Consider the following 24,211-nt stretch of genomic DNA (forward strand, 5'->3'; position numbering starts at 1 on the left):
GCTCAGTAAAACTTATATGTTCTTATATATCTTATATGGTTCTCTTTTTTTTAACGATATAAGGGATATAAGGCCATTGAAGGGGGTAGGAAAATCTTATATCCTCTTAAATGCCTGATATGGTTCCTTATTTATTTCGGAAAAAATCGGGCGCCACAGATAACACAGATCCACATAGATAATTTAAGGATCAAAAAAAACTTATATGTTCTTATATAGCTTATATGGTTCTCTTTTTTTTAACCATATAAGGGCATTGAAGGGGGGCAGTAAAAGCTTATATGCTCTTAAATGGCTTATATGGTTCCTTATTTATTGCTGAAAAAAGTGTTCACCACAGATTACACCGAATTTTAAGGCTCAAAAAAACTTATATGTTCTTATATATCTTATATGGTTCTCTTTTTTTAACCACAGAAGTAGAAGGATCCGGTAATATTCCTAATGCATTTTTCGGGTTGAATAAGGTAGTTATTAACAAATCCCGTGATCACATAAAAAAAGCCCCCAATTTGGGAGCTTTTCTAATGGTTTTCAAAATTTGGATTAGCCAACCGTAATCTGCTTAACCTCTTTTTTGATCTCTTTTTTTGGGATGGTTACCAACAGAATACCATCCTTGTACTGGGCATTGATGTTGTCAATGTCCGCTTTCTCTTCGGGTAGGAAAAAGGACCTTTGGAAAGATTCGTAGTGAAATTCCCTCCGGGTTACCTGATCCTTTTCTTCCTGCTCTTCGGATTTCCTTTCGGAGGCAATTACCAGGTGCTCATTTTCATAAGAGATGTTGAAATCATCTTTCTTCAATCCGGGTACGGCCAGTTCAAGCAGGTAATTCTTTTCATTTTCTTTGATATTTACCGCTGGTACGCTGGCCTTGAAACGGCTCATTGGGGCACCCAGATCAAAAGCCGAGGGCATGTCAAATAACCTGTCAAACAAATTGTCAAAGGCAGGTACTTGAGATTTTTTTCCGTTGTTTGCTACTTTCATCAGTGTCATGGCTATAATAGTTTTGGTTTTACAATGCTTTTTTTCTTCTAAAAAACAAACCAAATGCCATTTTTAAAATGGCCGTAAACCATTGAAAAATAAGACAATAAGACATATTTATTCGCATAAGGCAGTCAAAATGTCTAATTATATTTTGAAATAATGCCAAAATGTCTTTCGGAGAATCAATCGTAAAACAGGCCGGGAAGCCAAAGGCTCACAGCCGGAACATAGGTCACCAGTACCAGCACCAGCAAACTCACTAAGAGGAAAGGCAATCCGGCACGAGCAATTTTCTCCAAAGACACTCCCCCGATACTTGAGGCGACAAATAAACATACGCCTACAGGAGGCGTGGTAAGGCCGATGACCAAATTCACAACCATGATAATGGCAAATTGAACGGGATCTACCCCAACCTGAACCGCCACGCCTAACAAGACCGGAAACAATATCAGCAGCGCAGCGATGGTTTCCATAAAAGCCCCAACGAAAAGTAACAACAAATTAATCAGTAATAGCAATACCCACTTGTTTTCCGTCAGTTGCAGCAGCGTGGTGGCGATCTGTTGGGGTAACTCTTCCACCGTCATGATCCAGGCAAAAAGGTTGGCAAAGCCCACCAGCACCATTAAGGAAGCGGTTGTTTTGGCCGATTGTAATAAAATTTTCGGTATGCGTCTAAAGGTCAAGTCTTTGTACACCCAAAGGCCTATACCCATCGCATAAATTACCGCCACGATGGATGCCTCGGTGGGCGTAAATACACCGCCAATGATACCAAATAGGATCAGCAAGGTCATCATTATCGCCCAAAAGGCCTGCATGAAACTTTTGAAAATGAACATCGGCGATTTCCGATCGCTTTTGGGATAGTTTTTCTTGACAGCTATAAAATAGGCGGTAAGTAAAAATCCCAACCCCAATAATAAGCCTGGGACGATGCCGGCAACAAAGAGCTTTCCGACAGACAGCCCGGTTAAGGTGGCCGCTATGATCATGGGAAGGCTGGGGGGGATGATGGGACCAATGGTGGAAGACGAAGCGGTAATGGCGCAGGAAAAGGGTGCATCGTAGCCTTCCTTTTTCATCGCAGGAATCATAACCGATCCGATGCTGGCCGTATCTGCTATGGCCGTTCCCGATATCCCCCCAAAAAGCATGGATGCCCCCACGTTGGCTAAGCCTAAGCCGCCCCGAATATGACCCAACAGGGCATTGCAAAAATGAATGATCCGCTGGGTAATACCACCTGCATTCATCAGGTTGCCCGCCAGAATAAAACCCGGAATGGACAAAAGGACAAACACATCAATACCGGCATACATTTTTTGCGGGATGACCATCAGTGGGATATCGCTAAAAATAAGATAGGAGAAGGCAGAAATGCCCAGAGCAAAGGCAATCGGGAACCCCAAAATTAATAGCAAAAGGAATACAATGAAAAGAAGGGCGGTCATTTCAGCTTTTTTAGTAGTTCCAACAAAGCGTACAGGCTGGTAAATAGCCCCATTATCGCCATGGCCGCATACATAAAAGCCATGTTGAGGTTCAGGGCAGGGGATTTCTGCAGGCTGACAATATCCATTAATGGCAGGCTAAAGATAAATTGGGTGCCCATTATGATCAGGATGAACAGTAATATTACGGCTTGCATGCGGGCTTTTGCCTTAGGGGAAAGCCTGTCCAGAAAGGTATTGACACTGACGTATCCCTGGTCCTTTATGGACAGGGCAGCACCTACGCTGACCAAGTAAATAAAGCTAAAACGTGCCAACTCCTCCGTCCAGTTGGGTGCCCAGGGTAAGGCATACCTGGCCACGACCTGAAGTAGTACCACGGCTATCATCACCATAAAACTCAGACTTACAAAGTGGCCGAGTATTTTGTCCAGCAAAGGGAAATTGGTTTTCATCATGGTACTTCCTGAATTCTTCTTAGCAAATCAATTTGTTCTTCGTTAAAGGCCTGCATGACTGCCTTTGTAGCGGCTTCTCTAAAGGCATTTTTATCCACCTCGATAAATTCCATCCCCTGATCCAGCAGAAATTGGTAGTCTTTTTTTTCCTGAACCAGAAACAATTCGTGTTCGTATTCCTGCATGATCCCCGCAGATACATCAATAACCTCCTGTAAATCCGGAGGCAACATTTCGTATTTTTTATTGCTCATGACCACGTAGGCCCAGCTCTTGACATGCTCGGTCAGCATGCAATACTTTTGCACCTCGTACAAGCCCGCGTCTTTGATCAGCGCAAAGGGGTTTTCCTGTCCGTGAATGGTGGATTGTTGCAGGGCGGTGAATACCTCCGAAAACGCCATCGGGGTCGGTTTGGCACCCAGAGCACTCCAGGTGTCCACGAACAAGGATACCGCAGGTACCCGGAGTATCATTCCCTGCAAGTCATCCGGATGGCGGATCGGCCGGTTGGCGGTAAGGTTTCTGGCTCCTCTTTCAAACCAGGCGATGGGACGAAATCCCGCTACGTCCAGAATGTGTTGCTCGATTTCTTCTCCCAGGGGTCCCCCGGCTACTTTCTTGAGATGATCAGAATCACGGATGGCAAAGGGCGTGGCGCACAAGATGGATTTGGGAAGGCTCCAGCTTTGTAAGGATTCTCCTGTAATCATGATATCGGCACTGCCTACCAGGAGACCTGTGAGTACGTCCATCTCTTTTCCCAACTGCTCGTTTGGGTAAACAATGACTTCTATCCGGCCCTCAGATCGTTTTTTTACCTCTTCGGCGAATTTTAAGCTGGCTTTATGCCAGCCATGTTCCCGGTTGGCCAGATGACCAAAGCGCAGGGTATATTCAGGTTTTTTATTCCGGTCAGCTTGGCATCCTAGCAGGTGTAATAGAAAAACGAGTAGAAATACCTGAAAACAGCCTTTTGGGTTCATAGATACAGCCTTCAAACAAGTTAGTATGGGTTCATTCAATGGAAATTGACTCCAAAGTACAAAAATTATTTTCCCAGGACATTTTATTTTCAAAATTTCGCCCCCACGACCACTGTTTTTTTGACGTGCTGAACTTGTCCGTTGGGGTGGATCAATTCCGCCGACAGAATGTAGTATCCTGCCGTCACTTTTTCGCCGCTTTCATTGCTGCCATCCCAGGTGTAAAAGCCCTCTGCACCCCAGATTTCATTCTGGCATAACACCTTTACCGGAATTCCCGTAGGAGAGAAAATGCGTAGCGTTGCCTGAAATCCAGGTGCGGGCATTTTATACGAGATGGTGGTGAACGGCTTTTCACCAGCAGCCATGGGAATAAACACCTCGGGCGACAACTGAATGCCAAATCCAGCATTATTCTGCTCGTACACCTGGGAGTTTTTAGCCCCAGGGCTGGCATGGCCCACATGGGCTCCGGCAGAATGCCAATTCTCCGGGTCGTTGGTAGGAGCTGTGACGGAATACCTTTCGAGCGAAATTCCCTTGACATCCCGAAGGAATGCATGGTGAAAGTCCTCATCGTAATCCATTCGTTCCACCCAGTTTTCTTCCGGATCCCATAGAATGACTGTTCCAGAACGAATCGGATAGCTGGGCAAACTCATTTCCACAAATTTTTCCCGATTGCTGAGGGGATACTGTTCGGCCAGTTTTTGGGAGTCTGTGGTCAGCACCAGGTAATCAAATGGATCCAAAATCAAATCCTGGCCGGAAATTACCCGTCGGTTGCTGATTTCTCCATCCCTTGCATTGGCCAGCTTCCAGTTTTTAAGGTTGAGGTACTTCTCGGAATGATTGTAGATCTCCACAAATTTCGGAACCCCTGTAGCCGGGTTAAACAGAATTTCATTTAGCAGTAAGTCCCCTTCTGCTGCCTTGCCCGGGACCCTAACCAACAAGCTATTGGCATCTGGCGGCAGGGAATTTCCTGCACAATCCTGCCAGTTTCCCACCTTTACTTCGTAGACCTGATTTGCTTGCAGGGGTTCCTGAAGGAGTAGCACCCACTGAAACTGGTCCAGTGAATCTTTATACGAGGCTTTTATGATCCTTTCGGGGGACAAAGTAAATTCGCTGTTTTGGTTATGAATGGCTACCGGTTTTGAAAATCGTAGAATAATTCGGGATTCGTCTTCCAGCACCGCGGCAAGCAGACGAGGTGCCGTGCGGTCGGGAAGATCGTCGAATACCGAGTTTTGTCCTCCGGGAGTCCCCCTATTTTCGCTGCTTGAAGGAGCATAGTTGGTTATGGATACGCAGGGGTAATAGGGGTTGATTACTTCCAGGCTGTACCCATTGCTGCCTATTTCGCTTCCGAGGGGCATGGAAGGATCGAATTTAATCCGGTCTATCAAGGCTCCACGGGAATTTGTCAGGGTCACCACGTCCCCGCCATTCAGTAGCGTGGGCCAGGCCTTAAGCCCCAGTACGTTCCCAAAGCGGGCAAAGGACTCCGCATAAGATGCCGGGCAAAGAATAAGGTATTCACCCGGACCCAGGCTGGCACGCGGGAGCGTGATTTCACTTCGGCTGTTAGAGAGCTTCATACCGCCTAATTGGAAGGTTTTATCGTTGGGGTTAAACAGTTCCAGGTATTCCACCTCCGGAAGCCCGCTTCCCGGCCGGGGTGCAGGCATCATTTCGTTAAGGATCAACTCCCTGAATGCAGGGATTTCGGGTGGCTGATAGCTCAGGCTCATCGCGACAGGATGGATGGTGTTGCCATCCAAATCTTCCAGGCCTTCTATGAGCAAGCTAATTTCCTCTCCCAGCTCCCAGCCATTTTCGAAGGCAAGCAGGACCTCTTTCCCACTGTTTTCTAAGGTAATCCAGCCAGGCGAATCCCCATTCACGGAATAGAATCCCGGCACCACCGCCAGAACCGGGTTTAGTTTCTTGTCAAAATGTAGCAGTAGATTATGTTCCGGCAATAGTTCCACTTCGAGTAGTTCCGGAGCCAGCGGACTCCAGGAAACAGGCCGTAAACTTCCGGGAAGCCTGCGACCATTCGCTCCCATTCGGGCCGGGATCCGTAGCGTCCAAAGAGAACCCACTGGAAGCGGTTCATCGATAATTACCTGAATTTGCTCGGGCTTACTTTGGTTGAGCAGGGTCTCCAAACCCCGATCATCCTCCAAAAAATGAAAATCTCCGTCCCAGGGGGTATTTTTATCCAGCGGGATTTGCTGCCTGAGGTGAAGCAATTGGGCATTTTCCATCCAAAGGTCTAAAATGCCATCGTCGAATAACATCGAAGCCTCCCTGGGAAGGCTGGCCTTTCCGTTTTCGCCCTTAACCGAAGTAATGGAAGCCTGTAGGGTATCTCCAACCATCAGGTTCTCCTGCAGAGAAAGGCTGACTTGATAGCCGTTTTCCATCAGCCGAACCTCCAGCGGTGGCCGCGTGCCGATCCGGTAATGTTCGGGAAACAGCACCGATCCCGGATCCGGGAAATCAGTAAAGGTGAGCTCTATGGTTTGATAATCCAGAATGTCCAGCCTACTGACAGCAAACTGAGAATGATCCAGTTTGTATGCCTCATTCAGGCTTATTTCTCCCGTTCTGGCTTGCACCATGGGAAGTCGTATGTCCAGGATATCGGAAGTCAGTGGCACCTGGGCATAAAGCGTTAAATTTAGCCCATTAGATGAAAGGGAAAAGGTTTTCTCAAGCTTACCGTCAATCAGTACTGAATCGGGCGAATGGATGGCCTTGCTCCAAACCAATTGCAGCTCATACGGAGAAAGCAAGTAGGCAGAGTCAATTTTTGGAGGAAGGGTATCCCAGCTAAAGGATCTGCTAATGGTTTGCGTCATTTCTTCACCGTATAGATCTTTTAGGTTTTTTATTTGAAGCCGGTAGGATTTTCCGGGAGTAAATTCGCTGGAAAACTCCAGCAGCACCCGTGATGGTCCGGGTAAGCTTACCGATTCCGGAGAACCGACACCTTCGTTTACTTCATACGATTGATGAATTGCTGCCCACTTGGGGTCCAGCGCTTTATTGAACTCCAGCATCAAGCTTTGTGAGGAAGGGATGCGTAGCTCGCTTAGTTCTATTTTCCGGGTATCCCAGCGGAAAGGCTGGCTAAAGGTGATCCGCCCCTTCCCGTCCTGATCTTCGATACCGGTAATTTCCAAAATCAATTCCTGGTTTTGTGAAAATTCCCGGTCAAATACCAATAGAAAAGCATCTTGTTCTTCTGCCACCGCCAACACCCGGGCAGGCTGCAAGAAGTCCGGTTGTAATTGATAGTTTTCCGGATTCAGGACCGATTCGGGATTTACCGAACCGGCGAATTGAACTTTCAGAATGGTGGGGGCGTAAAAGGCCAGGCTGTCCAGGTAATTTTCCCAGGAAAAGGTAATTTGTTCGGCAGAAAGAAAATTGCCATACCGGTCCGAAATGCTGTCAACCCGAACAGTATAATCGGCACCTATTTGTAAGGAGGTATTGAGTTGTAAGCGAACTTCATTGGTTTCCCGCCTTTGAGCAGCCAGTACTTCTACCGGTCGATCTACTATTCGATAATTTTCAAACCGGGAAGCAGCGAGGCTATCCAGCTCCTCATCAAATACCAGCAAGAGCGCTTTATCTGATACTCCCCACACGGATGCCAAGCGGGGAGGATCTTCATCAAATAAAAAGGAAACGGTTTCAAAGGACAGAGGCACCCCAAAGCAATCGAGCAGGTCCCCGGGTTCCAATGGGTACCGATTCCCTGAAACCATGGGTTCCGGTAGCTGCAGCAATAGCACATTTCCTGAGTGTTCGATTACCGGCAAGGGCTCCCCGGCAAGCGTAAACGGCGGCGTTTGCCCAAGCTCCTCGGGTAATGCCTTGGAAAATGTAAGCTGAATCCGGTCGGCCGAAAGCGGGAATACTTCCAGCAATTCGAACGGTCGGCTATCCGGCTCCTCGCTGAAAACCGCATTTTCGTTTCCCGGTGTGCCGCCTTTCGCTGCGGTGGAAGCCCTCCAATTGAAGTGATCACTGCAAGCCTGAAAGGGATTGATGCGTTCGATTGACCAGCCTCCCGCTGACTTCTCAGGATCCCGGTAAAAGGATTCGGAATATTCCAGGCTATCTACCAAATTGCCGAATCCGTCTCTTATCTCGATCTTGCCGGAATTATTGGGAAGGGTGCGGAAGGGATTGACGGTGGCCACCTGTCCATAGGCTTCAAGAGCTGGCTTTGTGGCAGGAGAGCAAAGGATCAGGTAAGAGAGTGGTTCGATTACCTGCGTTTCAATCAGCACCTCATTATAGGTAAAACCCCTAAGCCGTAGGGGTTTGTCCAGCCGGTTAAATAGCTCAATGTACTCGGCGCTACTACTTGTCGGCAAAACGGGAGCTGCAGGGACCTTACCTTTTGGATTGGGATCGGCCATCAATTCATTGATGATCAGCGCACCGGCTGGTGTGGGTGTTTCAATGGAAAAGGCGTATTCCCAATTTTCCAAAACCTGCCCCGCGGCTACCGCTTCAATCTGTTCGAATGCCAGCAGATAGTCATTGGTATACAACTGATCAGCGAATTCGAGTAGCATAACCGACGGCTCGGGAAAGGTTACGTTTTCAGGTCTCCCATACCCGTTATTAAGGATAATGGCCTCATTATCCAAGTTCACCGGCTGGTTGAATTGGAGGGAAAGGGTGTTTTCTCCCATGACTTCCAGGCCGTTGACGGCGAGTTCTTCCGTTTGTTCGTTGCCGTTTTGTACGGAAAACCCATCCAAATACACCCGGGCAGCCGTGCCGGAACCCGGTCCGTATACTACCTCCATTAACACGGTTAGGGTTTCCAGGTTCCTGAATTTTTCCGGGATGGGGAGGGAATAGGCCGTATAGGATCCGTCTTCGTTGGGAAAAGTCCCGGCATCTCCCAGCGGAATGCGTTCGCCGAATCCGTCTTCCGGATTTTCTGAAAAGGAGAAGTAGAGTAAGGCCGGCCGGTTTCCGTTCCCATTTTTGCTAGTTCTGGCCTGAAAGGAAATTGTAGGGTTGGATACCCCAACAGTCGCTATTTTTATGTAAATTTGCGCACTGAAACTTGCTATAGGTTGAATGCCCAGGGCATGGGACTGGTTCAGTCCTTCACCTGTCGCCTGAAATACCCGGGAAGATCCGTCACTGATTTCGTTGGCAGACCATCCAGGCAAAAATTCATCCGGGTGGTTCACAATGGCGAATCTTTCTTCAAAATCCTGTGTTTCCATAGGCTTTGAAGAGGGGATAAAGGCAAGGCCTGGGAGTAAAAAAGTAATGAAGTGTCCGATCAAAATGATGGCTTTCATAGATTGAATATAATAAACAGAATATACAACACGCGTAATTCAATGAAAAAAAGTTTTCCTGTGGATTCTTCAGGAAAGTAGAACCGGTCAAAATAATAGTCAACATGAAGTTAGCCGTAGTGGGAGCCACCGGACTGGTAGGCTCGGAAATCTTGGAAGTGCTGGATGAGCACAATTTTGCTTTCGACGAACTCTTGCTGGTCGCCTCAGAGCGATCTGCGGGGAAAAAGATTGCGTTTAAGGGAACGGATTACACGGTAATAGGCCTGAAACAGGCCGTGGCTGAAAAACCGGATATCGCCATTTTTTCCGCCGGAGGGGCTACTTCTTCGGAATGGGCACCTCGGTTTGCCGAGGCTGGCGCCATCGTGATCGATAATTCCTCTGCCTGGCGAATGGACCCTACCAAAAAACTGGTTGTTCCTGAAATCAATGGCAAGGTGTTGCGCATTGATGATCGCATCATTGCCAACCCCAACTGTTCCACCATTCAGATGGTGCTTGCCCTGGCTCCCTTGCGGGAGAAATACGGCATCAAGCGCATCGTGGTTTCTACCTATCAGTCGGTCACTGGAACAGGGAAAGATGCGGTAGATCAAATGATGGCCGAGCGAAAAGGAGAAGAGGCCACCATGGTGTATCCGTATAAAATCGATCTGAACGTATTGCCTCATATCGATGTGTTTCAGGAAAATGGCTACACCAAGGAAGAAATGAAGATGATCAACGAAACCAAGAAAATCTTTGGTGACGATAGCATTCAGGTGACCGCAACGGCGGTAAGGATACCTGTAATGGGGGGACATTCCGAGTCGGTGAACGTAGAATTTCATAAAGACTTTGACCTGGATGAGGTAAAACAACTGCTGTCCAACACCCCAGGTGTTGTGGTAGAAGATGATCCGGCCAATAACATTTACCCCATGCCTTTGAATGCACATAAGAAAGACGAGGTCTTTGTAGGAAGGTTGCGCCGGGATGAGACCCAGCCGAACACGCTGAACATGTGGATTGTGGCTGATAATTTACGAAAAGGAGCCGCTACGAATGCGGTTCAGATCGCCGAATACCTGGTGGACCACAGCATGGTATAAGTGGAGCTGGAAGCCCTATATCATCCCAAATTAATGCAGTTTGTGCAGGATCATCTTGAGGAAGATCCTGCACAATTGCTTTTACAGCATAAGGAAATTCCCGGCCTGGACATCAAGGCTGCCGCCCGACAGATTGCCATGCGGCAAAAAGCGCGGCACAAGCTGCCAGCCTGGGCGGCTCACCCTTCTATTATTTTTCCGCCTGCCCTTTCCATGGAACAATGTTCCTCCGAGGCCACGGGCAGGTATAAATGCAGCCTGGTTCAGGGAAAAACCATGGTAGATCTGACCGGTGGCTTTGGGGTGGACACCTTTTACCTGGGTGAAAAAATGGAGCAGGTAACCTATGTGGAGCAGCAGGAGGAACTGGTTGCATTGGCCCGGCATAACCTTCCCCTGCTTTTTAGCAACCAACAAATTTCATTTGTCCACCAGGATGCCCTGGCATTCCTGCTTCAAACGAAGGATATATTTGACTGGCTCTATGTGGACCCTGCCAGAAGGGGAAAAAGCAATCAGAAATTGTATCAACTGAAAGACCTGGAACCCGATGTGGTGAGTAATTGGGGCTTATTTCAACAAAAAGCCAGCTCCATTATGGTAAAGGCCTCTCCCATGCTGGATATCAGGGAGGCTTGCCGGGAACTGCCCGGAATCACCCAGGTCCATGTGCTGAGTGTCAAAAACGAGGTGAAGGAGTTGTTGCTTATTAACGATGGTTCGGGCCAGCCACTAAGGATTGTCGCCGTGGAAATAAGGGAGCAGGGCCCCAGTACCTTTACTTTTTCACCTCAAGAAGAAGCTTCGGCGGTACCTGTATTTTCCTTTCCCCAAAAATACCTGCTCATCCCCTATGCGAGCATTCTGAAAGCGGGGGCATTTAAAAGTTTTGCTGTAAAGCAAGGCTTGGCCAAACTGCATGCCCACACGCATATCTACACCAGCGGTCATTTTCCAGAGGGCCTGCCCGGGCGTGTTTTTGAGGTCTTGGAGGAAATCCGGCTGGACAAGAAGGTATTGAAAAAGCTGTATCCGGAAGGCAAGGTCCACGTGATTTCCCGTAACCACCCCATGAAAGCGGAGGCGATTAAAAAGAAATTCCGGCTAAAGGATGGAGGGGAGGAGTTTTTGATTGCGGTTACAGCAGTAGATGGGAAGCCAGGGGTTTGGCGGTGTAGGATGATATGATGTGATGATGTGATGATGTGGTGATGTGATGATGTGATGATGTGGTGATGTGATGATGTGTAAACCTATTTCAGGACAAGACAGCTTACCGAATCCGGTTCGAAAACACCTGCCCTGGTATTTCTTCCATTTTGGCTAAAGCCGGGGTTTTTGGAATGCTATTTTTTGGAATGGGCTAAAGCCGCATTCCTATGGAAGGGATTTTTCTAGAATTAATTACATTTTAATGACTATTGAGGTATCCGCAAGCAGCCTAATTCGATAGTAGTATTAAGGTTCCTACAATCCACTATAGCGTCCAATCAGTAGAAAAACCCATATTTTCTCCAATTTGATAAAGGGGGTTAATGTTTTCTTTCAAGACATTTCCAAATTCATCTGGCTTTAATCTTGCAATGCCATTTAAATCATCTTTAAAGATGGTGGTGTAATCGTAAAGTAGGTTTTTATGCTTTTGGTTATTTTCTAGGAAGATTTTAAAAGCCTTATGCTGAATTTCTACAAAGGGATCCAAATATTCACTTAGGGAAGGAAAATTGTTGCCTTTTGAAGAGTTTACGGATTTTGAAGTCGGGATTAAATTCCAAAGCTGGTCATGGGTTACAAAACTCCAGGGAATGAAATGGTCGATGGAAAAGTTTTCCATCGACATTTCTTCATTGGAGTAAATACAAAAAAGATCACCATCTTTTTTAGCCACTTCCTTCCAAAAGAAAATGGCATTTGTTAGCTTTCTTAACGATGGTGGAAATATTTTTTCCGTTAACCCGGGGACATTTGGGTTGTTCTTTTGTAAATATCTTATTGGAATTGGTGGTATTATTAAATACGCCCGAAAGTTTTTGGATTGGAAGCGTTAGATCGGCTGGAATAGTCATAAGGGAATAAATAGTTGATTTTAAAAATTACTAAAAGTCCATTCAATTTCCAACGTTTGCCATTAAGGCGCATTTACTTTCAGTACCACGGGTATAAAGCTATTCCATTTTTTCTTTATCTTCCCTTTCCAAACTAAATAACCCAAATATGAACCGAAGAGCCTTTTCAAAAAAGAGCCTGTCTGCACTGGGACTGACGATGCTGGGAACGGAAGCTTTTTCTTTGGCCGCTCCAAAAGCTGCTGTACGCCTTGGCGGACCGCTGTTTTCCAAACCGCAGGACCCGGAGGAATGGCTTGCCGCTTTAGCCGCTAAGGGATTCCGGGCCGCCTATTGCCCCCTTCCCCTAACGGCAAGCGCAGAAGAGATCCGGGCCTATGAATCCGCAGCCAAAAAAGCCGACATCGTCATTGCGGAAGTAGGCGCCTGGAGCAATCCCATCAGCCCGGACAAGGAGATGGCGCGGGAGGCATTTGAAAAATGTACCCAATCCCTGCAACTGGCGGAAAGCATTGGTGCCAACTGCTGTGTAAATATCAGCGGGTCGAAAAACTCGGTGCACTGGGCAGGTCCCCACCAGGATAACCTGACACGGGATACCTTTGATGAGATCGTGGAGGTGACCCGGAAAATCATCGATGAAGTGCAGCCTGAAAGGACCTATTTTGCGCTGGAACCCATGCCCTGGGCGTATCCCGACTCGGCGGACAGCTACCTGGACCTGGTACGGGCGGTAGACCGAAAGGCGTTTGGCGTGCATATGGATCCCATGAACCTGATCATCACCCCCAACTTGTACTATGGCAATGCAGCCCTGATCCGGGAATGTTTCCGGAAACTGGGACCCCATATTCGGAGTTGTCATGCCAAGGACATTCAGCTACGGGAAGATTATTACATGCCCCAATTTTCGGAGGTACGGCCGGGCCTGGGTGTGTTGGATTATCAGGTATTCCTGCAGGAAGTTAGCCGGCTTACGGATATTCCGTTGATGATGGAACACCTGAGCTCCGAGGAGGAATACGATCTGGCTGCGGACCACATCCGTTCGGAAGGGAAAAAAGCTGGGGTATCTGTTTAGGGCATTCCCTTTTCCAGAAAAATCCAGGCGAGCAGAAAGATCAGTGCCGGTATTCCGTAATATTGTAATACCAGCAAGCGGTTGTTGCGGTGCAAAAACCACAGCACATATACTGGCCGTATAAAGCCAAGCATCAACGCAATAGCCGCCAATAGCGTCAAAATTTTAAGGCTGGCTAACAGGGTTTCCATGGCGTGTGTGCAAAAATCAATCTTTATTGAAAATAAAAAAAGGCTGTCATTTTTAGGGGACAGCCTTTATTTGTTGGAATCAATTTAAGCGGATTATTTTTTCCGTTTGATCTCTTCCATTTTATATCCTTCAAAGGTATCTCCTACCTCGATATCATTGAATCCTTTGATGGAAACACCACATTCGTACCCGTTTTTCACTTCGTTTACATCGTCCTTGAAGCGTTTCAAGGCACTGATTTCTCCTTCGTGAATCACGATACCGTCGCGGATAATCCGGATTTTATTTTTCCGGTGAATGTAGCCATCCGTCACGTAACTACCTGCCACGGTACCTACTTTGGAAATCTTAAACACCTCGCGGACTTCAATATTTCCGGTAATAACTTCTTCGAACTCAGGCTCCAGCATTCCTTCAATGGCATCTTTGATCTGGTTGATGGCATCGTAGATGATGGAATAGTGTCTGATTTCGATTTCTTCCTGTTCTGCCAGGCGTTTGGCATTGGCTGATGGCCTTACCTGGAATCCCAGGATAATGGCATCCGAAGCGGAAGCCAGCAAGACATCGGACTCGGAAATCTGTCCCACACCCTGGTGGATGATGTTTACTTTTACTTCTTCCTTGGACAATTTGAGTAAGGAATCGGACAGGGCTTCTACCGAACCATCCACATCACCTTTGATAATGATGTTGAGTTCTTTAAAGCTACCAATGGCGAGTCTCCTGCCAATTTCATCCAGGGTGATGTGCTTCTTGGTTCGAAGGCTTTGTTCCCGCTGAATTTGCTCTCTTGAGTTGGCAATTTCCCGGGCTTCTCTTTCCGAATCGTAGACTTTGAATACATCTCCTGCTTGTGGGGCTCCACCAAGTCCGAGCACCTGAACCGGAGTAGAAGGACCTGCCTCCTCTTTTTTCTGTCCCAGATGATCAAACATGGCCTTTACGCGGCCATAGTGTTGACCTGCAAGGATGGTATCTCCAATGCGAAGGGTTCCTGCCTGGACCATTACGGTGGAGACGTAACCCCTTCCTTTGTCCAGGGAAGCTTCCACAACCGTTCCCACGGCGTTTTTCTTTGGATTGGCCTTGAGTTCCAGTATTTCGGATTCCAGCAGTACCTTTTCCAGCAAGTCATCTATTCCGGCACCTGTCTTGGCAGATATTTCCTGGGATTGGTATTTTCCACCCCAGTCTTCTACCAACAGGTTCATATTAGCCAATTCCTCCCTGATCTTATCCGGGTTGGAATTAGGTTTGTCCACCTTGTTAATGGCAAAGATCATCGGTACGCCAGCCACTTGTGCGTGGTTAATGGCTTCTTTGGTCTGTGGCATGACATTGTCATCCGCAGCGATAACGATGATGGCCACATCCGTGATTTTAGCTCCCCTGGCTCGCATGGCGGTAAAGGCTTCGTGGCCGGGAGTATCCAAAAAGGCGATTTTGTGTCCGTCGGTGGTTTCCACATCATAAGCCCCGATATGCTGGGTGATTCCTCCGGCTTCGCCGTGCGTTACCTTGGATCTTCTGATATAATCCAGCAAAGAGGTTTTACCATGATCTACGTGACCCATGATGGTCACAATGGGGGCCCTTTCGATCATCTCTTCCGGATCCTCTTCCACCTTAATTTCGGCTTCTTCTTCGTCGGATTTGGTGAATTCTACATCGTAGTTGAATTCATCGGCAATAATCGTGATGGCTTCTGCATCCAGTCGCTGGTTTATGGATACGAACATCCCCAGTCCCATGCAGACGGATATTACCTCATTGACGGAGACATCCATCAGGGATGCCAGGTCATTGGCAGAAATAAATTCGGTTACTTTTAATACTTTGCTTTCCTCAGGAGCATCGCTAACCTCTTTGGATCGATCCGAACGTTTATCCCTACGGTTTTTTCCTTTTCCTCCGGATCTACCGCCGCCTTGTAGCCTGGCGAGGGTTTGTTTGATCTGATCCTGAATTTCTTTTTGTGTCGGTTCCTCTTTTTGGAAACGAGCGTTTCCGGCACCTCTTGCGCCAGGTCTTCCCGCAGGACCCCTGTTATTGCCTTTTCGGGCACCTTGTCCAGGCCCCTTTCCTGCGCCACCAGCTGCAGGCCGGGCACCTGCGGCACCGGCTGCAGGGCGGTTGTCAATACGTTTTCTAGGTCGCTTCTTCTTCTCTTTATTGCGCTCATCAGAAGAGGCTACCGGCTTGGTTTTCTTCTTCGACTTGTCTTTGGGAAGTTCTATTTTTCCCAGTACGGTCAAGCCTTTCAGGGAATCTGCTTTAGCAGAAATGACCCTGTTTTCAGAGGTTTCGGCTGGTTTTTCTTCTTCTTTGGCAGGCTTTTCGGGCTCTGCTGATTTTTTTTCTTCTGGAGCTTTCTCAGGAATAGGTTTTTGCTCCGCTGCTTCAGGTGTTGGTGCTACCGGTTTATCTTCGGTGGGTTTCGCCTCAGGGACTTCCGGTTTTTCTTTCTCAGGAGGTGTTGCTTCTGGTTTTTCTTCTTTCGGCTTCTCTTCCTTTTTCTCCTCTTTTTTGCTTTCCTTAGGTTCTGGAGCGGGAGCAGCTGCTTTAGGTTCCGGCGTTTTAGGTTCCGGTCCTTTCGGCTCCGGTGCTTTTGGCTCCGCCGCTTTTGGTTTTTCCTCCTTTTTGGGTTCTTCCGGTTTGGAAGGCTTCCCTTCCAAATCGATCTTCCCCACCACTTTTATGCCCTGAAGCTTGGGCGCTTCAGTGGAAATTTTGTCAGTATCTTTTTCGGAAGCTGGTTTTTCTTCCTTTGGACTGGGAGCGGGCTTTTCAGGTTCAGGTTTTTTTATCTCCTTCTCCGGTTCGGACTCAGATTCCGCCTTGATCGTAAAATTTTCATTGTGTCTTTTGCCAATGGAAAGATGGGAGGCCTCTTCCTTCTCCTGGGCAGAAGACCTAAACTCCTTGGCAAGCATATTGAAATGCTCCATGCTGATCTTAGAGTTCGGGTTTCCTTCTACCTCAAAGCCCTTCTTCGCCATGGACTCAACGATGGTCGCTACACCGACGTTGAGCTTTCTGGCTACCTGGCCTAATCGCATCATTTTTTCTTCTGACATACTAATACCTATTCCTGTATTTTATTCTAATGCAAATATAAAGGGGATAACGAATAATCTATCGTTATTTGCTATTCAAATTCTTGTTTTAATATTTTAAATACATCATCAATCGTTTCTTCTTCCAGTTCGGTTCTCCTCAAAAGGTCTTCTTTGGTCAGCGCTAATACGCTTTTTGCGGTATCCAAACCTGTTTTTTTCAGTTCCGCTATGACCCAACTTTCAATTTCGTCAGAAAATTCGGACAAATCCACATCTTCCTCCTCTTCGTAACCAGATAATTCCCTGAATACATCGATCTCATAGCCGACCAGACGGCTGGCCAGGCGGATATTAAAGCCTCCTTTACCGATCGCAAGGGATACCTGATCCGGTTTAAGGTAAACGGATATCCTTTTATCCTCTTCACTGACCTGAAGGGAAGATACTTTTGCCGGACTCAAGGCCCTGGATACGTACAGGTCCAGGTTTTCCGTATAATTGATAACGTCAATATTTTCATTTTGCAATTCGCGGACCACAGCGTGAATCCTGCTTCCTTTCATGCCCACACAGGCACCTACCGGGTCGATGCGGTCATCATACGACTCTACCGCAACTTTTGCTCTTTCACCAGGCTCCCGAACGATCTTTTTGATAGTGATCAGGCCATCGTATACTTCTGGCACCTCGTTTTCAAAAAGACGCTCCAGAAAGATCGGAGAGGTTCTGGACAAAATGATTCGTGGATTCCCATTGATCATTTCTACCTTATGCACAATCGCCCTTACCGTATCCCCCTTTCGGAAACGGTCTTTGGGGATTTGTTCGCTCTTAGGCATGATCAGTTCGTTTCCTTCTCCATCCATCAGCAGGATCTCTCTTCCGAGAATCTGGTAGACCTCTGCATTGATGATTTCGCCTACCAACTCTTCGTACTGATTGAAAAGCAAATCCTTTTCCAAATCCTTGATGCGCTGGATCAATGTCTGTCGCGCCATCATCACGGCTCTTCTGCCAAAATCTTCCAATTCGATTTTTTCGTAGGCTTCTTCTCCCAATTCAAAATCGGGCTCAATTTTCTTTGCCTCTGACAAGCTTATCTTATCGTAATCCCAGATATCCTCCGAGTTATCGTCTACAATCTCCCTGATTCGGACGATCTCCAAATCCCCTTTATCAGCATTGATGATCACGTCAAAATTTTCATCTGTTTCGTACTTTTTGCGAATCATTGCTCGAAATACATCTTCAAGAATGCGGATCATTGTTGGTCGGTCCACATTTTTCGATCTTGCAAACTCTGCAAATGATTCAATCAGAACTTTAGCATCCATTGTTTTTATTTGAAAGAGACTACTACTATTGATTTCCTAATTTGTTCAAAGGGCAGGTCGAGACTTTCTTCAACCGCCTTCTTTCCTTTTGCTTTTTTCTTTACCAAGATGCGGATACCCCGCTGGTCCACTGCTGCCAACTTTCCTTCAATGGTGTCGTTATTTTCCAAAGTAACTTTCAGGCTGCGACCCACATTTTTTTGATATTGCCTTCTGGAACTCAATGGAAAATCCACGCCGGGAGATGATACCTCCATAACATAGGCGGTGTCCATTAGCTCTTTGGCCTCAATCTCTTCCCCTACTGCCCGACTGACAGCGGCACAGGTATCAATGATGACCCCTTGATCCGAATCAATCAATATGTGAAGGGATTTTTTTGGGCCTTTTTCGACGATTTGAATGTCGACCACAAAATGGCTGGCATCCGGAAGGTGTTTTTCCACTATTTCCTCTATCGTTTGCCTCAAATTCATATCTTTTTGCTTACTTGCCCCAAGGATTTCCCTCCAAATTGATTCATAATGAAAGAGGGGACTGCTTGTCCCCTCTAAGATCACTAATGAATTCTAGCACAAATGTAATAAAATTATTTTCCTAAAAAAAGTATTGAAAGTTTGATAAATTTGCCCCATGCATTCAAAAAAGTTAAAAATATACAATACCCTGTCCAGAAACAAAGAGCTTTTCGAGCCCCTTCGCCCTCCCCATGTGGGGATGTATGTATGCGGTCCGACCGTATACGGTGATGCCCATCTGGGACACGCCCGGGCAGCGGTGACCTTTGATGCGGTGTATCGTTACCTTTCTTTTTTGGGGTATAAAGTCAGGTACGTAAGAAATATTACGGATGTGGGGCATCTGGAGGCCGACGCCGACGAAGGGGAGGATAAAATCGCTAAAAAGGCCAAACTGGAACAACTGGAGCCTATGGAAGTAGCCCAGCAATACGCCACATCCTATCATCGGGACATGGAGTTGCTAAACACCCTCCGGCCCAGTATCGAACCGCGCGCCACGGGACACATCCCGGAACAAATCCAGCTGGTGGCGCAAATTCTTAAGGAAGGATTGGCTTACGAAGTGAACGGCAGTGTTTATTTCGACGTGCTCAAATACAATGAAACCACCAAATACGGGCGACTGTCTGGAAGGGTGGTAGAAGAGCTGATGAGTGGTAGCAGGGAATTAGATGGCCAATCGGAAAAAAGAAACCCCCTGGATTTTGCCCTTTGGAAGAAAGCCTCGCCCGAACACCTGATGAAATGGGAAGCTCCCTGGAGCCTGGGATTTCCGGGCTGGCACCTGGAATGTACCGCCATGAGCTCCAAATACCTGGGCAATCAATTTGATATTCATGGTGGCGGAATGGACTTGATGTTTCCCCATCACGAGTGTGAAATAGCCCAGGGAAACGCCTGCCACCACACCGATCCCGCCAAGTATTGGCTGCACAACAATATGATCACCATCAATGGGCAAAAAATGGGTAAGTCCCTGGGGAATTTCATTACCCTGCAGCAATTGTTCCATGGCGATCATGACCGGCTGGAGCAGGCTTACAGCCCCATGACCGTTCGGTATTTTATTCTCACCGCCCATTACCGCTCCACCCTGGATTTTTCCAATCAGGCCTTGCAATCAGCCCAAAAGGGCTACAAAAAGCTTATTAATGGGTTCCGAGTCGCAAATGGTCTGGTGTATAGAGAAGATGGCGATGTTTTCATAGATGAAAAACAGGTCGGCCAGGTTCGGCAAAACATTGATGCTGCCTTTGCCGCTATGGATGATGATTTCAATACCGCACAGGCAATCGGACACCTGTTCAACCTCTTGAAAAAAATCAATAGTTTGTACACCGGACAACTGCATCCCGCTCAGTTGGGTGAAGAAGCGTTTAATGAATTGATTCAGACCTATGGCACCTTTATTTCCGAAATTTTGGGCCTTAAGGAAGAAAAGGGGGACCATCAGGAGCAACTGTTACAGGTCATACTGGACTTGTACAGCCGCGCCAAAACCGCCAGAGATTACCAAAAAGTAGATCGGATCCGGGCGGGATTAAAAGATGCCGGTCTGATCATTAAGGATATGAAAGATAAAATAGATTGGGGATATGAAGAATAGTACCTGGATATTGCTTTTGGGATGGGTCCTCTGGTCCTGTGGCGAACAGCGAATATCGGAAGAAAAAGCCGAGGAAGAATTTACCGCCAAGCCGTATCCTTCCTTCAACGCGGACTCGGCATATGCCTTTATTCAAAAGCAGGTGGACTTTGGTCCCCGGGTGCCCAATACTCCGGCCCACCGGGAAACGGGAGATTGGTTGGTGCAAACGTTGGAAGGATACGGTTTTTCGGTTACCGAACAGGAATTCACGGCCACGGCCTATGACGGCAAAGAGTTGGAGCTGACCAATATTATTGGAAGTTTTCGTCCGGAGGCGAGCAAACGGATTTTGTTGGCAGCCCACTGGGATACCCGCAGAATTGCCGATAAGGATACCGAGCGTATCGATCAACCCATAGACGGAGCCAACGACGGGGGCAGCGGCGTAGGGGTCCTGCTGGAAATAGCCCGTGTGTTACATACCGACAGCCTGAAACCAGATGTAGGGATAGATGTGGTGTTTTTTGACGGGGAAGACGATGGCGAACCGGAACACCAAAACTTCAGGGATGGCAGCCAGGTCTGGTGGTGTTTGGGGTCGCAGCACTGGTCCAAAAACCCCCATTCACGGGGGTATACTGCCTACTACGGGATTTTGCTGGATATGGTGGGCGGCAAGAACGCCCGGTTCCACAAGGAAGGGTACTCCATGCAGTATGCTAAAAATCTGGTGGATAAGGTTTGGGATTACGCGCACCGGCTGGGACATGGTAATTTCTTTCTTATGAGGCGGACGGAAGCCATCACAGACGACCACCTATTCGTCAATAAGGATGCCAATATCCCCATGATTAATATCATCGAATACAGTCCGGATTATGGTTTTGGCCATTACCATCATACCCACGAGGACAACATGGACCTGATCGATAGAAAGACCCTATCGGTCGTCGGGGAAACGGTTTTATTTACCCTATACCAAGAAGATTAATTTTTAGCCCAAAACATCCATTTTATGTCCCAGCTCAAACAGATTCGCAGCACTTTTCTGGAAAAGTATCAATCAGAGCCCCTGCTGGTTCGCTCTCCCGGAAGGATCAATCTGATCGGCGAACACACCGATTATAATGAAGGCTACGTGTTACCGGCAGCCATCGACAAATACATCTACCTGGGTTTCGCCAAAAATGCTACCGGGACTTGCCGGGTGTATTCCCTGGATTTCGAAGAGGCGGAAACCTTCTCCCTGAATGAATTAAAACCCCGTAAGGGCTGGATCAACTTTGTCATGGGAGTGGCAGCGCAACTGCTACAGGCAGGACATAAACTGGAAGGCTTTGATTGTGTTTTTGGAGGTGATATTCCCATTGGTGCGGGCTTGTCTTCCTCTGCCGCCCTGGAAAATGGCGTGGGCATGGGCTTGTCGGAGTTATTTGAGTTGCGCATCGAGAAGCTGGATCTGGTCCGGTATTCGCAACAGGCGGAGCATGCCTTTGCAGGTCTCCATTGTGGCATCATGGATATGTTTGCGTCTATGATGGGTAGAAAGGATCAAGTGATTAGACTTGATTGTCGTTCGCTGGAGCATTCCTACTTCCCGCTGGAACTCGGAGATTTTCAATTGCTCCTTTGTAACACCAAAGTAGCCCATACCTTGGCGGAATCAGCCTATAATAAAAGAAGGGAAGAATGTCAGGAGGGTGTCAACCAGGTAAAGCAGCAGTTTCCTGAAGTGAAAAGCCTCCGGGATGTGACTCCTCAAATGCTGGAAAAGGCAAAAGGGGAAATGGCTCCCCTGGTTTACCAGCGGTGCGCTTATGTGATCCGGGAGAACGAACGCGTGATAACTACCTGCGATGCCCTTGCTGAGGATGACCTGGAAGCGGTTGGCCACCTGCTTTACGGCTCTCATAAGGGACTCTCTGAAGCGTATGAAGTCAGTTGTCCGGAACTTGACTTTTTAGTTGACTTTACCCGAGACTTGCCCTATGTGCTAGGTGCCAGGATGATGGGGGGCGGATTCGGAGGGTGTACCTTAAATCTCCTAAAGAAATCTGCTACAAAGGAATTTATCGCCTCCATTACAAGGGCTTACCAGGAGCAATTCGGCCTGCAAATGGAAACCTATGAGGTCAATGTTGCGGATGGGACGGGAATAGTTGAGCTTTAAGGCCTAGGCTTATATTCGGTTTTTTGACCATCCCTTGGTAATGGAAGCCCACTAAGGAGCATTTATTGAATGAAAAACTAACATTTACCTGCCAGGGAGGGGCCATTATCACGATCGATGCTCACCTTTTCTGCTCTGCGCGGAATGAGCTCAGTGGTGTAAAAGGCGAACAAAGAGTATTGGCAGACTGGCCTGGGAAGCATTTATACCCTGGGTGACGGCGTTTTTAGTCGTTTATAAGCGGTTAAGTAAGTCAGATCTTGTTCGTAAAATACTACCCGACACCTGGTGTTTTTTGCCGGTACGGCCCTATTTGTTTTTACATTAAAGAATAATAGTTAGTTTTCGTGACCGATGGAAGGTAAATAGCGTGCACTTCGGCTGATCGTTGTGGGCCAGCCAGAAAACCGAAACAGTGTATGGAAGGAACGAGCAGGCCTAGTAGCATGTTAACCAAAAAATCAATAAATTGAGAAGAAATAACAAGGCTATGACCCGTTTTCAGACCATCATTAATGAAATCAGCCACCTAAACCAGGAAGAACTGGAGCTTTTGCTAAGGGAAGTGATTCAGCGCATCGATCAACAGAAAAAAGTGGAAGCCATTCTCGATGAGTACATGGGAATAGGCCAGGGTGTCTGGCAGGCAGATGCCCAGGGTTACGTAAATGAACTAAGAAAAGAGGAGGAAAAGGACTAATTTAAAAGAGGGAAACTGCCAGGTTTCTCAGCTTATCCCGATTATAAAAAAACCTAATGAAGATCTTTGTTGATACAGCACCCTTCATCTATCTGATGGAAAACAATCCCGGGTTTGCCGAAAAGATCAAAAAAGCGATAACGGAAGCGATCGTTAAAGGACATACCCTTGTTACAAGTGTGGTGACCTATATGGAGTTCGGAGTCAAGCCAGAGCGGGAAAATCGCCAAGAAGTGATCCAAAAGTTTGATGAATTACTCTCCAGATTGAACATTAGAATGCTTGAGGTAGATAAAGAAGCTGGTCAAATGGCCTTCCAGATGCGGGCGAAATACCAGTTTTTGAAAGGAATGGATGCGCTGCAGATAGGACTATCGATAAAGGAGAACTGCTCTGTATTCCTGACGAATGATAAGAATCTAAAAAAAATAGCGGAAATCAACGTAAAGACGATGGACGATCTTTGATCGTGAAATTCTAACCACAAGATGTATATGCGGCTATGTGTATGCCGTATGCGCAATATAGGCACACAGTGCATAAACCAACCGAAGCCATTAATTTAAAATGAACAAAATCAAGTTTGATACGAAAAAAGATTGGTTGGGGAAGACTCTTCTCCTCGGACCACCATTGTTAATCTCTACCCTGACAATTTTGAATTTAATTGGTGTCAGTTTTAATCCAGTAATTTCAAATGCGACACCATTAATAATAGGATCCGTTGGATTTTGGATATTTTTTCTTCTTGCCTGGAATTTTACTTGGTACACGATTAATAACAGAACATTGACTGCTCGCATTGCTCTTTTACGCTGGAGGACAATTAAAATTGACGATATACAAGAAATTAAATCACAGGAATTCGGACATTTTATATTTGGACTTTCAAAAGACGTACTGTCGATAAAACTTAAAAATGGAGCAGAGTTGAATATCTCACCTAACAGACCTGATGATTTTATTAAGGAGGTTGAAAAAAGAAAAGATACTACCATCAATTAGACCACTACAATGATGTTAAGGCTTCGGCTCCGCTCAGCGTACGTCGAACTTAGCCTCCGGTACCGCTTTTAAGTCCTTGATTCAATATTTTATTCGATGCTTTCTGTTGCATCAGAAAATTAAAAACAGAGCTTTATAAGGGTGTAT

The 24,211-nt window shown here is 46.9% G+C and carries 19 protein-coding genes; 9 read left to right on the forward strand and 10 right to left on the reverse strand.

Going from position 1 to position 24,211, the window contains the following annotated elements:
* Nucleotides 1-546: 546 nt before the first annotated feature.
* From GJQ68_RS05015 to GJQ68_RS05035, 5 genes are all read right to left on the reverse strand, one after another.
* Nucleotides 547-1,002, reverse strand: coding sequence for an Hsp20/alpha crystallin family protein (locus GJQ68_RS05015; protein WP_162416224.1), 456 nt, complete (start codon nt 1,000-1,002; stop codon nt 547-549).
* A 176-nt stretch (nt 1,003-1,178) separates the two neighbouring features.
* Nucleotides 1,179-2,453, reverse strand: coding sequence for a TRAP transporter large permease (locus GJQ68_RS05020; protein WP_162416225.1), 1,275 nt, complete (start codon nt 2,451-2,453; stop codon nt 1,179-1,181).
* Complete coding sequence (locus GJQ68_RS05025) at nt 2,450-2,911, reverse strand: TRAP transporter small permease (RefSeq protein WP_162341183.1); 462 nt, start codon at nt 2,909-2,911, stop codon at nt 2,450-2,452. Before GJQ68_RS05025 ends, GJQ68_RS05020 begins: the two co-directional genes overlap by 4 nt.
* Nucleotides 2,908-3,897, reverse strand: a complete 990-nt coding sequence (locus GJQ68_RS05030; protein WP_162416226.1) for a TRAP transporter substrate-binding protein — start codon at nt 3,895-3,897, stop codon at nt 2,908-2,910. Before GJQ68_RS05030 ends, GJQ68_RS05025 begins: the two co-directional genes overlap by 4 nt.
* An 89-nt stretch (nt 3,898-3,986) precedes the next feature.
* Nucleotides 3,987-9,251: a lamin tail domain-containing protein gene (locus GJQ68_RS05035; protein ID WP_162416227.1), complete on the reverse strand. Its 5,265-nt coding sequence runs from the start codon at nt 9,249-9,251 to the stop codon at nt 3,987-3,989.
* Nucleotides 9,252-9,355: 104 nt separating this feature from the next.
* Between GJQ68_RS05035 and GJQ68_RS05040 the strand changes: the two genes are divergently transcribed.
* Nucleotides 9,356-10,345 carry an aspartate-semialdehyde dehydrogenase gene (locus GJQ68_RS05040; RefSeq protein WP_162416228.1) on the forward strand — a complete coding sequence of 330 codons (990 nt, stop codon included), beginning with the start codon at nt 9,356-9,358 and terminating at the stop codon, nt 10,343-10,345.
* 33 nt (nt 10,346-10,378) lie between these two features.
* Nucleotides 10,379-11,533, forward strand: a complete 1,155-nt coding sequence (locus GJQ68_RS05045) for a THUMP-like domain-containing protein (protein ID WP_162416229.1) — start codon at nt 10,379-10,381, stop codon at nt 11,531-11,533.
* 289 nt (nt 11,534-11,822) lie between these two features.
* Here the strand turns inward: GJQ68_RS05045 and GJQ68_RS05050 are convergent, their stop codons facing one another.
* Nucleotides 11,823-12,233, reverse strand: coding sequence for an HNH endonuclease domain-containing protein (locus tag GJQ68_RS05050; RefSeq protein WP_162416230.1), 411 nt, complete (start codon nt 12,231-12,233; stop codon nt 11,823-11,825).
* Between the two features lie 326 nt (nt 12,234-12,559).
* On the opposite strand from GJQ68_RS05050, the gene GJQ68_RS05055 reads away from it, so the two are divergent.
* Nucleotides 12,560-13,492 carry a sugar phosphate isomerase/epimerase family protein gene (locus GJQ68_RS05055; RefSeq protein WP_162416231.1) on the forward strand — a complete coding sequence of 311 codons (933 nt, stop codon included), beginning with the start codon at nt 12,560-12,562 and terminating at the stop codon, nt 13,490-13,492.
* On the opposite strand, the gene GJQ68_RS05060 is transcribed toward GJQ68_RS05055, so the two are convergent.
* From GJQ68_RS05060 to GJQ68_RS05075, 4 genes are all read right to left on the reverse strand, one after another.
* The gene (locus GJQ68_RS05060) at nt 13,489-13,683 is read right to left on the reverse strand and encodes a hypothetical protein (protein ID WP_162416232.1); all 195 of its coding nucleotides are present in this window, start codon (nt 13,681-13,683) and stop codon (nt 13,489-13,491) included. The genes GJQ68_RS05055 and GJQ68_RS05060 overlap by 4 nt on opposite strands.
* A gap of 93 nt (nt 13,684-13,776) precedes the next feature.
* A complete protein-coding gene (gene infB, locus GJQ68_RS05065; RefSeq protein WP_162416233.1) occupies nt 13,777-16,764 on the reverse strand; it encodes a translation initiation factor IF-2 in 2,988 nt (995 codons plus the stop codon).
* A 71-nt stretch (nt 16,765-16,835) separates the two neighbouring features.
* Nucleotides 16,836-18,080, reverse strand: a complete 1,245-nt coding sequence (gene nusA / locus GJQ68_RS05070) for a transcription termination factor NusA (protein ID WP_162416234.1) — start codon at nt 18,078-18,080, stop codon at nt 16,836-16,838.
* A 5-nt stretch (nt 18,081-18,085) separates the two neighbouring features.
* Complete coding sequence (locus GJQ68_RS05075; protein WP_162416235.1) at nt 18,086-18,556, reverse strand: ribosome maturation factor RimP; 471 nt, start codon at nt 18,554-18,556, stop codon at nt 18,086-18,088.
* 157 nt (nt 18,557-18,713) lie between these two features.
* On the opposite strand from GJQ68_RS05075, the gene cysS reads away from it, so the two are divergent.
* The 6 genes from cysS (at nt 18,714) to GJQ68_RS05105 (ending at nt 24,064) form a co-directional block, all read left to right on the forward strand.
* Nucleotides 18,714-20,207 carry a cysteine--tRNA ligase gene (gene cysS, locus GJQ68_RS05080; protein WP_162416236.1) on the forward strand — a complete coding sequence of 498 codons (1,494 nt, stop codon included), beginning with the start codon at nt 18,714-18,716 and terminating at the stop codon, nt 20,205-20,207.
* A complete protein-coding gene (locus GJQ68_RS05085) occupies nt 20,197-21,180 on the forward strand; it encodes a M28 family peptidase (RefSeq protein WP_162416237.1) in 984 nt (327 codons plus the stop codon). Before cysS ends, GJQ68_RS05085 begins: the two co-directional genes overlap by 11 nt.
* 24 nt (nt 21,181-21,204) lie before the next feature.
* Nucleotides 21,205-22,359, forward strand: coding sequence for a galactokinase (gene galK / locus GJQ68_RS05090; protein ID WP_162416238.1), 1,155 nt, complete (start codon nt 21,205-21,207; stop codon nt 22,357-22,359).
* 469 nt (nt 22,360-22,828) lie between these two features.
* On the forward strand, nt 22,829-23,059 hold the full coding sequence (locus tag GJQ68_RS05095; protein ID WP_162416239.1) for a hypothetical protein: 231 nt from the start codon (nt 22,829-22,831) through the stop codon (nt 23,057-23,059).
* Between the two features lie 56 nt (nt 23,060-23,115).
* Complete coding sequence (locus GJQ68_RS05100) at nt 23,116-23,526, forward strand: type II toxin-antitoxin system VapC family toxin (protein ID WP_162416240.1); 411 nt, start codon at nt 23,116-23,118, stop codon at nt 23,524-23,526.
* A gap of 100 nt (nt 23,527-23,626) precedes the next feature.
* Nucleotides 23,627-24,064: a PH domain-containing protein gene (locus tag GJQ68_RS05105; RefSeq protein WP_162416241.1), complete on the forward strand. Its 438-nt coding sequence runs from the start codon at nt 23,627-23,629 to the stop codon at nt 24,062-24,064.
* Nucleotides 24,065-24,211 lie beyond the last annotated feature (147 nt).

The sequence above is a fragment of the Cyclobacterium roseum genome (assembly GCF_010119225.1).
Classification (GTDB): domain Bacteria; phylum Bacteroidota; class Bacteroidia; order Cytophagales; family Cyclobacteriaceae; genus Cyclobacterium; species Cyclobacterium roseum.